General features: G+C 64.1%; 10 protein-coding genes. 8 read left to right on the top strand and 2 right to left on the bottom strand.

Annotated features, from left to right (window positions below; genetic code table 11):
• Positions 1-132: 132 nt before the first annotated feature.
• The 3 genes from WDX12_RS13315 to WDX12_RS13305 all read left to right on the top strand — a co-directional run bounded on the left by WDX12_RS13315 (position 133) and on the right by WDX12_RS13305 (position 3296).
• Positions 133-1056, top strand: coding sequence for a sulfite exporter TauE/SafE family protein (locus WDX12_RS13315; protein WP_140629510.1), 924 nt, complete (start codon positions 133-135; stop codon positions 1054-1056).
• Positions 1056-1847, top strand: a complete 792-nt coding sequence (locus tag WDX12_RS13310) for a TIGR02186 family protein (protein ID WP_434725169.1) — start codon at positions 1056-1058, stop codon at positions 1845-1847. Before WDX12_RS13315 ends, WDX12_RS13310 begins: the two co-directional genes overlap by 1 nt.
• 192 nt (positions 1848-2039) lie before the next feature.
• Entirely contained in the window at positions 2040-3296 is a 1257-nt protein-coding gene (locus WDX12_RS13305) for an Hsp70 family protein (RefSeq protein WP_434725168.1), read from the top strand.
• 479 nt (positions 3297-3775) lie between these two features.
• On the opposite strand, the gene WDX12_RS13300 is transcribed toward WDX12_RS13305, so the two are convergent.
• Positions 3776-4252, bottom strand: a complete 477-nt coding sequence (locus WDX12_RS13300; protein ID WP_434725167.1) for a MarR family winged helix-turn-helix transcriptional regulator — start codon at positions 4250-4252, stop codon at positions 3776-3778.
• 152 nt (positions 4253-4404) lie between these two features.
• Here WDX12_RS13300 and WDX12_RS13295 point away from each other — a divergent pair, with 152 nt between their 5' ends.
• Together WDX12_RS13295 and WDX12_RS13290 are read left to right on the top strand one after the other, a co-directional pair.
• On the top strand, positions 4405-5565 hold the full coding sequence (locus WDX12_RS13295; protein WP_434725166.1) for a ferredoxin--NADP reductase: 1161 nt from the start codon (positions 4405-4407) through the stop codon (positions 5563-5565).
• On the top strand, positions 5565-5690 hold the full coding sequence (locus tag WDX12_RS13290; protein ID WP_320297694.1) for a hypothetical protein: 126 nt from the start codon (positions 5565-5567) through the stop codon (positions 5688-5690). The genes WDX12_RS13295 and WDX12_RS13290 overlap by 1 nt, the downstream gene beginning before the upstream one ends.
• Before the next feature lie 340 nt (positions 5691-6030).
• Here WDX12_RS13290 and WDX12_RS13285 read toward each other — a convergent pair whose 3' ends face one another.
• Positions 6031-6918 (bottom strand): LysR substrate-binding domain-containing protein, encoded by an 888-nt coding sequence (locus tag WDX12_RS13285; protein ID WP_434725165.1) that lies wholly within the window; start codon positions 6916-6918, stop codon positions 6031-6033.
• A gap of 97 nt (positions 6919-7015) precedes the next feature.
• Here WDX12_RS13285 and WDX12_RS13280 point away from each other — a divergent pair, with 97 nt between their 5' ends.
• The 3 genes from WDX12_RS13280 to WDX12_RS13270 are packed head-to-tail and all read left to right on the top strand — an operon-like array spanning position 7016 to position 10859.
• Positions 7016-7201, top strand: a complete 186-nt coding sequence (locus WDX12_RS13280) for a hypothetical protein (protein ID WP_434725164.1) — start codon at positions 7016-7018, stop codon at positions 7199-7201.
• Entirely contained in the window at positions 7198-10128 is a 2931-nt protein-coding gene (locus WDX12_RS13275) for a molybdopterin oxidoreductase family protein (protein WP_434725163.1), read from the top strand. The genes WDX12_RS13280 and WDX12_RS13275 overlap by 4 nt, the downstream gene beginning before the upstream one ends.
• Positions 10125-10859 (top strand): 4Fe-4S dicluster domain-containing protein, encoded by a 735-nt coding sequence (locus WDX12_RS13270; protein ID WP_434725162.1) that lies wholly within the window; start codon positions 10125-10127, stop codon positions 10857-10859. Before WDX12_RS13275 ends, WDX12_RS13270 begins: the two co-directional genes overlap by 4 nt.

Here is a 10859-nt window from a genome sequence, read left to right as displayed (position 1 = left end):
GTTTTTGTTTCGACGCGGCGGCGGGGTTTGAACCCCGCCGCCGCGCCGGCGCAATAAAAAATTGGCTTTTCGGTGCTTTAGTGTCCGGGGACGGCACTATGCGCCGAAAGACAAACTGATCGAGACAGCCGGGTGGGCATTTATCTCCCGATCGCGGAAATTTCCGTCAACGTCTTCGTGCTGCTGGCGATGGGCGCGGCGGTGGGCTTCCTGTCGGGCATGTTCGGGGTCGGCGGCGGCTTCCTGATCACGCCGCTCTTGATCTTCTACAACATCCCGCCGGCGATTGCGGTGGCCACCGGCGCCAACCAGGTCATCGCCTCCTCTTTCTCCGGCGCGCTCTCGCACTTCAAACGCGGCACGCTCGATTTCAAGCTGGGCGGCGTGCTTCTGGCCGGGGGCATCGTCGGCTCGACGGCAGGCATCTTCGTCTTTGCACTGTTGCGCCGTCTTGGGCAGTTGGACCTGTTCATCTCGCTGCTCTACGTCGTGCTGCTCGGCACCGTCGGCGGGCTGATGCTGGTCGAGAGCGTCAACGCGCTGCGCGCCAGCCGCAGCGGCGCCGCGCCCGTCTTGAAGAAATCCGGACAGCACAACTGGATCCACCGGCTGCCGTTCAAGATGCGCTTCCGCGCCTCGAAGCTGTTCGTCAGCGTGATCCCGGTGCTCGGCCTCGGCGCCGGGATCGGCTTCCTGTCGTCGATCATGGGCGTCGGCGGCGGCTTCATCATGGTGCCGGCGCTTATCTACCTGCTCAAGGTGCCGACCAACGTCGTTATCGGCACCTCGCTGTTCCAGATCATCTTCACCTCGGCCTATACGACCCTGGTGCATGCCACGACCAACCAGACGGTCGACGTGATCCTGGCCTTCCTGCTCATGGCCGGCGGCGTTGCAGGTGCGCAATATGGCGCCAAGGCCGGCCAGAGGCTGCGCGGCGAGCAATTGCGGGCGCTGCTGGCGATGCTGGTTCTGGCCGTCGCCATTCGCCTTGCCGTCGATCTCTTCGTGACGCCGCCCAATCTCTATTCGCTTACCGCCGCGGGCCTCAACTGATGGCGGCACGACAAGCATTTGCAGCCGCCGTCTTGTTGTCGATGCTCTTTGCCCTTTCCCCGGCGACGGCGCAGACGCCGCCCGCCGAAAGCATCCAGATCGGCCTGTCGACCGACGCCATTTCCATCACGGCAGGCTTCTCCGGCGCCGACCTCACCATCTTCGGATCGCTGGAAAATCCCGATCCGTTGGTCGCGCGCCAAGGACGCTACGACGTGATCGTCGTGCTCGAAGGGCCGCCGAGGCCCGTCGTGGTGCGGCGCAAGGACCGGGTGCTCGGCGTCTGGATCAACCTGGACTCCGAGACGTTCGAGAACGTGCCTGTCTCCTATTCGGTGGCGACGACGCGGCCGCTGCAGGACATCGCCGAGCCTGCCAAGTACAAGCAACTCTCGCTTGGCGCGCAGAACCTCTACATGAAGCCCGCCGACGAGACCGACAGCCCGGCAACCATCGAGGAATTCACCGCCGCACTACGCGACCGCAAGGCGGCGACCGGCCTCTACAGCGAGAATGTCGGCGGCGTGCAGTTCCTGTCGCAGAACCTGTTTCGCGCCACCGTGCGGCTGGCGCCCAACGTTCCGGTCGGCACGCACAAGGCGCGCGCGTTCCTGTTCAAGAGCGGCATGTTCGTCAAGGAAAGCTCGGCCCAGCTCGAAATCCGCAAATCCGGGTTCGAGCAGTCGGTCTTCCGTGTCGCGCACGACTATTCCTTCCTCTATGGCGTGTTCGCCATATCGCTCGCCATGCTGACCGGCTGGCTCGGGCGCCTCATCTTCCGCAAGGATTGATCTTCCGGGAAAATGGAAGGACCCATTTTCCCGTCAAAAGAGGGTTTCCCTTTTCCCGGTTTTGCGATACATCGCCGCCTCCCAGCCCTAGGGACAAGCAACACATTCAATTTCGATAGAGCGGTCCGGCCTTCCGGATGACGGCGCGCAATGCGTCGGCTTGCCGCTATGAAACAACGACAGGAGGCTGCGATGCGATCGGCATTCGGCGGCATCGATTTCGGCACGTCCAATTCCACGGTGGGCGTGATCCGCGACGGCCGCGCGCGACTGGTGGCGCTGGAAGGCGAGCAACCGACCTTGCCCAGCGCCGTGTTCTTCAACTTCGAGGACGGCTACACCTATTTCGGCCGCCGTGCGATCAGTGACTACACCGACAGCATCGAGGGCCGTCTGATGCGCTCGCTGAAGAGCGTGCTCGGCAGTTCGCTGGCCAACGAGAAGACACGCATCAAGGCGCGCCAGATCGGTTTCGTCGACATCATCGGCCTGTTCATCGATCATCTGAAGAAGCGTCTGGAAGAAGATGCGGGCGGTCCGGTCGATAACGTGGTGCTCGGCCGGCCCGTGCAGTTCGTCGACGACGACGCGGCCGCCGATATGAAGGCGCAAGGCGAGCTTGAAAAAGCAGCCCGCGCGCAGGGCTTCAGGCACATCGCCTTCCAGTTCGAGCCGATCGCGGCGGCGCTCGACTACGAGCAGACGGTCACCGGCGAGGAGCTGGCGCTGATCGTCGACATGGGCGGCGGCACCTCCGATTTCTCGATCGTGCGGGTCTCGCCGGAGCGCGCGCGCTCGACCGACCGCAAGGCCGACATCCTCGCCAATCGCGGCATCCATATCGGCGGCACCGACTTCGACCGGCTGCTGAGCATCGCCCATGTGATGCCCGAGCTCGGCTATCTGACCCGGACCAAGGACCACAAGCGCAACCTGCCCGCGGCCTATTTCATCGATCTGGCGACCTGGCAGCGCATCAACCTCGTCTACACGGCCAAGGCGATGAACGACCTGCGGCAGATCCGCTACGAGGCAGAGCGTGCCGACCTCGTCGACCGCTTCATCCACGTCGTCGAGCATCGCTACGGTCATGCGATGGCGGGCCTGGTCGAAAGGGCGAAGATCGCGCTGACCGACCAGCCCTCGGCGCAGGTGAAAGTGTCGCTGCCCGGCGCGCGCTTCGCGGCCGAGATCACGCGCGCGGGCCTCGAAGAGACGATCGGTGGCGACATCGAACGCGTGACCGAGACGGTCCAACAGACGATCGCCGATGCCGGCGTTGCCGCCTCGGCCATCACCGCCGTGTTCCTCACCGGCGGCTCGACCGCCATCCCGCTGGCTAAGCGGCGGATCCTGTCGCTGGTGCCGCAGGCCTCGGTCATCGAAGGCGACATGTTCGGCTCGGTCGGGCTTGGCCTGGCGCTCGATGCGCAGCGCAAATACGCGTGAGCGTTGTTTGTCGCAATTAGCTGGGGCAGTGCATCCAGTGGCGGGCGGCATGCCTAGGATATTGGCCAAAACGCCCGTCTCTTCGTCATCCACGGGCGGAGCAAGGAGCGCAGCGACGCGGCGCAGACCCGAGGATCCATTCCGTGACATCCGAGTGTCACAACCGTGCAGAATTCTGCCCCGTTGCATTCCCGGGCGGATGTAACGGAATGGACTCTAGGGTCGCTACGCGACTGCTTTGCCCCAGAATGACGAAGTTCGGAGGTGCCAGCCAATCGCGAGCGTTTTGCGACAATCCTCATCCTGGGACGCGGCTTGGCGTCAGCCGACCTTCCCGCCGAGATGCGCCTTCAGCGCCATCTGGGCGCGGCCTTGGCTGCCGGGTCGATAGCGTTGCCTGTCTGGAATCCGGGGCCAATCGCTACAAAGACGAGGATCGCACTTAACCGGTGATCGTGATGGGGATCGCGCCATAGCGATCAGCCGTGCTTTTCAGCATCGTTTTCACCTTCAAGTTTTTGCCGCAGCGCCAGCATGACGCGGTGCGTGGTTTTGATGTCTTGAACCGAGAGCCCTTCTGCGAGCGCGTTGGCGCGCGGGTCGTAAGCCCTAATCGCAGCGTCGTAGGTTCGCTGCCCTTTGTCGGTCAGCACGACGAGGTGCGCCCGACGATGGTGCGGATTGGGCTGGAACTCGACCAAGCCCTCCTTCGCGAGATCGTTGACGATGCGCTGGACGTTTTGCCGGTTTGCGCCGAGATCGCGGGCAAGCCACGCCACCGGCTGCAAACGGTCGGCCAAGGCAATTGCGCCGAGAATTTGCCACCGAGCACTGGTCAGCCCGAGCGGAGCGACGAGCCGGTCGCCCCATGTCAGCGCCAGGTTGTTCACCCGGAACACGGTGAGGATCAGATCGGTCAAGGCTTCGCCTTCCGGGGAGCGAATGGCGTCGTTCATTTGTCATCACCTATCTTTATTGACATCATCATGTCAAGATATTATGTGTCCATTGCTACGAATTGACACCATAGAGACAATTTGGACGGAGAGCCACTATGTCCCTTCTCAGTGCTCGGCGTGTGGGCGGTCAGCCGTTAAGGGGGGCAGCGATGCTCAAGATCGTCCATCCCGTTGCGGGCCTGATTGCCGTCCTCACCATCGCGACCTTCTGGCTCTCAACTGCGCTTTCCGAACTCTTCGGCTCCGAAGCGGCCGTAATCGCGGTGAAGACGGCTATCCCAAGGGGTCTCTTCATCCTGATCCCGGCTCTCGCCGCCACCGGCGGTTCGGGCTTCGCCTGGTCGAAGGGGCAGCGCCAAGGGCTTGTCGGCACGAAGCTGAAGCGTATGCCGTTCATAGCGGTGAACGGCATTGTCGTCCTCATCCCGGCGGCACTGTTTCTCGCCTCGAAGGCACGGGGGGGCGAGTTCGACACGACGTTCTACATCGTGCAGGCGCTCGAACTGATCGCCGGCGCAACAAACATCACGCTCCTCGGTCTGGCGATACGGGACGGTATGAAGCTGGCGAAGTGGCGGCGTGGCAGCTTCCTCAAGCGGGGCGTCGCCTATACGACCAGCCTCATCGGCAAGGAAAACGTCGCTCGCGGCACGCTTGCGATCCACCTGAAGAAGCCGGAGGGCTTTGCCTTCAAAGCCGGTCAAGCCGTCTATGTGACTTTGCCTGGATTGAAGGAAGCGGACGGCAAGGGCCGCGTGCGGACCTTTTCCATCGCAAGTGCGCCGGACGACGCCGATCTGGTGATTGCGACCAGGCTCACCGACTCCGCCTTAAAGCGCGGTCTTGCAAGCCTGCCTGTCGGATCGGCTGTCGAGATAGAAGGCCCCTACGGTGATTTGACGCTGCATGACGATGCCGCGTGGCTGGCGGTGTTCCTTGCGGGCGGAATGGGCATCACACCGTTTCGCAGCATGATCCGTGACGCCGCCACGCACGCGCGCGCCCGTAACCTCATTCTCTTCTACAGCAATCGAAGCGCAGAAGACGCCGCGTTCCTCTCCGAACTAGAGCAGACTGCGCGGGAGAACCCCGGCTTCAAGCTGGTGGCGACAATGACCGATGCGGGGGACTGGCAAGGCGAGCGCGGTTTCATCACGCGCGAAATGATCGAACGGCATCTCGGCGACATCGCCAGCCCGGTCTTTTGTCTCGCCGGTCCCCCGGCAATGGTTGCGGCGATGGAAACTCTGCTCAAAGCGGCAGGGGTGAAGGCCGAAAACGTCCGCGTGGAGGTGTTTGCCGGATACTGATGATCACGCTGTCGCAAAAACGGCGGATCCTCTCGCGGGTGCCGCAGTCCTCCGTCATCGAAGGCGACATGTTCGGCTCGGTCGGGCTTGGCCTGGCGCTGGATGCGCGGCGGAAGTTCGCGTGAGCGTTGTTTGTCGCAATTAGCTGGGGCAGTGCATCCAGTGGCGGGCGGCATGCCTAGGAGATTGGCCAAAACGCCCGTCTCTTCGTCATCCACGGGCGGAGCAAGGAGCGCAGCGACGCGGCGCAGACCCGAGGATCCATTCCGTGACTTCAGAGCGCTGCTACGGCGCAAAATTCTGCTCCGCAGCACCCCTCGGCCGGGGTAACGGCATGGATCCTCGGGTCTGCGCTCCGCTTCGCGTCGCTCCGCCCGTGGATGACGAAGTTCGCAGGCTTCGGCCCAATCGCGAACGTCCGCGATGATCTGCAACCCAACAACGCAATCCGGCTGCGCCCTGGGCTCAGCCGACCTTTCCACCCAGATGCGCCTTCAGCGCCATCTGGGCAAGGCTCGCCTGGCGGTCGCGGTGCGTGATCATGGCGAAGTCGCGTTTCGGCAGTTCGACCGGCACGGCTCTGAGGCTGCCCTCCGCCAGGGAGCGCGCGACGACGAGCTCCGAGATGATCGTGGCTCCCGCGCCGGCCTCGACCGCCTGACGCACGGCTTCGTTGCTGGGCAGGACGAGGAATATCTGCAGCTCCGCCGGCGGAACCCCCTGATTGTGCGCGAAATCCTCCAGCGCCTCGCGCGTGCCCGACCCGCCCTCCCTGATGATCCAGCGCAATGCCCTGATGTCGAGGTTGCCCGCCCTGGTCATCGGAATCTCGGGATGCGAGCGCGCCACCACCAGCATCATGCGATCCTCGTCGACGGTGGCGCGGCGCAGGATGTCGGACTCGGTGCGGCCTTCGACCAGGCCGAAATCGGCGCGGCCGTCCAGCACATTGGTCTCGACCTGCCTGGTGTTGCCGATCGTCACGCTCAGCTTCACGGCAGGATAGGCTTCATGGAAGGACGCGAGGCGACGCGGTAGCCAGTAGCTGGCGATGGTCTGGCTGGCCGCGATCGACAGGCTGCCGGCTACGGTCTGGGAGACATCCTCCAGCACGCCACGCGCAGCCGCGGCGCGATCCAGGACCGCCTTCGCCTCCGGCAGGAAGCGGTGGCCGGTCTGGGCCAATTCGATGTTGCGGCCGACCCGGTTGAACAGGCGCACGCCATGCTGGCTTTCGAGCGCGCGGATAGCGGCCGACGCCGCCGACTGCGAGATGCCGAGCCGCTCGGCGGCCTTGGTCATATGGCCGTGCTCGGCGACGGCGACGAAGATGCGCAACTGGTCGAGAGTCATGGGCCAACTAAGAAGCAAAATCGATCGGAATTACAAGAGCTGCTTGTTAGACGCATTAATGGGTTTGTTCTAAGTTTTTATCGGAAGTTGGAAAAAATTGGCTGCGTTGCCGCCAAGGTTTGAAATGATCGGGCGCTTCAAATCCCTGTTCGCGCATTGGAACCGCCGTCTGAAGCGGCAGTTGGCCGGCGAGCGTTATCATCCCGAGCTCCACTACATGCGCGGCCCGGGACCCAAGACAAAGGCCAAGATGGCGAGCGGCAAGAGCATTCGCGGATCATGAGCAAAGCCGCGCCGCGCGGCGCCAATTCCGCACCCTCGCAGCGGCCGCTGGCCGACAGCCGAGCGCCGGATGAGGGCGACGGCGTAGAGACCTCGCCAAGCGTCTCCGACCGCATCGCCAAGACCACCTGCTACATGTGCGCCTGCCGCTGCGGCATCGACGTCCACATCAAGGACGGCAAGGTCCGCTACATCAACGGCAACAAGGACCATCCGGTGAACCGCGGCGTGATCTGCGGCAAGGGCAGCTCCGGTATCATGCAGCATTACAGCCCGGCGCGGCTGAAGAAGCCGCTGCTGAGGACAGGCCCGCGCGGCTCGGGCGAGTTCCGCGAGATCGAATGGGACGAAGCGCTGACCATCGCCACCGAGCGCCTCTCGGCGATCCGCCGCACCGACCCGAAAAAACTCGCCTTCTTTACCGGGCGCGACCAGTCGCAATCGCTGACCGGCTGGTGGGCGTCGAAGTTCGGCACACCCAATTTCGCCGCGCATGGGGGCTTCTGCTCCGTCAATATGGCGGCCGGCGGGCTTTACACGATCGGCGGCTCGTTCTGGGAGTTCGGCGAGCCCGACTGGGACAACACCAGATACTTCATGCTGTTCGGTGTCGCCGAGGACCATGATTCCAATCCGATCAAGATCGGCCTCGGCAAGCTCAAGGCGCGCGGCGCCAAGGTGGTTTCGATCAACCCCTGCCGGACCGGCTACAATGCGATCGCCGACGACTGGATCGGCGTCCGGCCAGGCACCGACGGCCTGTTCGTGCTGGCGCTGGTCCATGAACTGCTCAAGGCCGGACGCATCGATCTCGACTATCTGCTGCGCTACACCAACGCGCCGGTGCTTGTCGTGCAGGCGCCTGGATCCGCCGACGACGGGTTGTTCGTTCGCGACGCGGATGGCAACCCACTTGCCTGGGACAGGGTGGCGAAGCGGCCGGTCAACGCAGCCGACCCCGAAGCGAAGCCGGCGCTGACCGGCAGCTATGAGGTCGGTGGGCGGCGCTGCGTGCCGGTGTTCCAACTCATTGCCGAGCGCTATCTAGACGAGACCTACGCGCCGGACGCGGTGGCGGAGCGCTGCGGAGTTGCCGCCGAGACGATCCGCCGGATCGCAGCCGAATTGGCGCATGTCGCCTTCGAACAGACGATCGAGCTGCCGATCGCCTGGACCGACTGGGCGGGCCGGCGGCACGAGACGATCAAGGGCCGGCCGGTGTCGATGCACGCCATGCGCGGCATCTCCGCCCATTCCAACGGCTTCCACACCTGCCGCGCCATCCATCTCTTGCAGGTGCTGCTCGGCACCGTCGATGTCCCCGGAGGCTTCCGATTCAAGCCGCCCTACCCGCGTCCGGCGCCGCCGGGGCCGAAGCCATGCGGAAAAAACGTCCGGCCGATGACGCCGCTCGACGGCATGCCGCTCGGCTTCGTCTGCGGACCGGACGATCTTCTCGTCGACGAAGACGGCCGGCCCGCCCGCATCGACAAGGCCTATTCCTGGGAAGCGCCTTTGGCCGCGCATGGGCTGATGCATTCGGTCATCCGCAATGCCTGGGCCGGCGATCCTTATCCGATCGACACGCTGATGATGTACATGTCGAACATGGCTTGGAACTCGTCGATGAACACCGTCGAGACGATTGCCATGCTGACCGACAAGGACGGGGCCGGCGCCTACAAGATCCCGTTCATCATCTATTCCGACGCCTATTATTCGGAGACGGTGGCTTTCGCCGACCTGGTGCTGCCCGACACCACCTATCTCGAGCGGCACGACTGCATCAGCCTGCTCGACCGGCCGATCAGCCATGCGGACGGCCCGGGCGACGCCATCCGCCATCCGGTGGTGCAGCCGGATCGCGACGTGCGGCCGTTCCAGTCGGTGCTGATCGAGCTCGGCGCGCGGCTCGGTCTGCCTTGCTTCGTCGAGGAGGACGGTTCGGCGAAATACCGCGACTATGCCGATTACATCGTCAACCACGAGCGCACGCCAGGCCTCGGCCCTTTAGCCGGCTGGCGCGGCAAGAATGGCGGCTCGATCGGCAGAGGCGACGTCAATCCTGACCAGCTGCAGCGCTACATCGACAATGGCGGCTTCTGGCACCACGATTTTTCCGACGACCAGCGCTATTACAAAATGGGCAACCGTGCCTATCTCGACTTCGCCGTCGAGATGGGTTTCATCCCCAAGGCCGAGCCTATCGTCTTCCAGCTTTACTCGGAGCCGATCCAGCGCTTTCGCCTCGCCGCGCGCGGCCATGGCACGGTGCAGCCACCCGATGCCGAGCGCAACCGCATCGAGACCTACATGGACCCGCTGCCATTCTGGTACGCGCCTGTCGAGGAAGACGCCGTCGATCTCGAAAGATATCCGCTGCATGCGCTGACGCAGCGGCCGATGCACATGTACCATTCCTGGGGCTCGCAAAATGCCTGGCTGAGGCAGATCACCAGCCAGAACCGGCTGTTTGTGCATGCAGACACCGCCACCACCCTTGGCCTTGCCGACGACGACTGGGTGTGGATCGAGAGCGTCAACGGAAGAGTGAAGGGCCAGATCAAGCTGATCGACGGCGTGAACCCGGACACGGTGTGGACCTGGAACGCGATCGGCAAGCGGCGCGGCAGCTGGGGCTTGAAGGACGATGCGGCAGAGAGCAATCGCGGCTTCCTGCTCAACCACATCATCGGCGACCAGACGTCCGCCGACGCCAACGGCAAGCGCTATTCGAATTCAGACCCGATCACCGGACAGGCGGCATGGTTCGACGTGCGCGTGCGGATCGCAAAATGCGCGCCTGAGGAAGCCGGCTTCACCGAGCCGCAATTCGAGCGTTTCGCCCGGCCGCCACATTTCGAGCATTCACCGGATGTGCTCCGCTTCGGCGCCGCGTTTCGCATGAAGAGGGAAGCCGCCGAATGACCTGCCTTCCCGCCCGGACCGAGAAGAAACTCGGCCTCGTCATCGACCTCGACACCTGCGTCGGATGCCAGGCCTGCGTCACCGCCTGCAAGGAGTGGAACACCGGCGGCCACATGGCGCCGCTGACCGACATCGATCCCTATGGCGGGCATGTCGACGGCGTCTGGTTCAACCGGGTGCACACTTACGAGCACATGACGGAGCTGGGCGGCCGCACGGTGAATTTCCCGCGCTCCTGCCTGCATTGCGAGACACCGGCCTGCGTCACCGTTTGCCCGACCGGCGCCTCCTACAAGCGCGCCTCGGACGGCATCGTGCTGGTCGATGAGGATAAATGCATCGGCTGCAAGCTGTGCAGCTGGGCCTGCCCTTACGGCGCGCGCGAGTTCGACACCGATGTCGGCGTGATGAAGAAATGCACGCTCTGCGTCGACCGCATCTACAACGACAATCTGGCGGAAGAGGACCGCGTGCCGGCCTGCGTCGCCGCCTGTCCGACCAGCGCCCGGCATTTCGGCGATCTCGGCGATCCGGCTTCGGCGATCTCGCAACTTGTCGAGGAGCGTGGCGGCGTGGCGCTGATGCCGGAGCTTGGCTACAAGCCGACCAACAGATACCTGCCGCCGCGCGCGCGCGGCCAGCGCGCGGCGAGGGTGGATGCGCCGGCGCTGGAGCCGATCCGGGCCGAGGGCGGTTTCCTCGGCTGGATCGACCGCATGCTTTCGAACTGA

The sequence above is a fragment of the Mesorhizobium sp. RIZ17 genome (assembly GCF_051127865.1).
Classification (GTDB): domain Bacteria; phylum Pseudomonadota; class Alphaproteobacteria; order Rhizobiales; family Rhizobiaceae; genus Mesorhizobium; species Mesorhizobium humile.
This window is presented reverse-complemented; position numbering and strand designations above follow the sequence as displayed.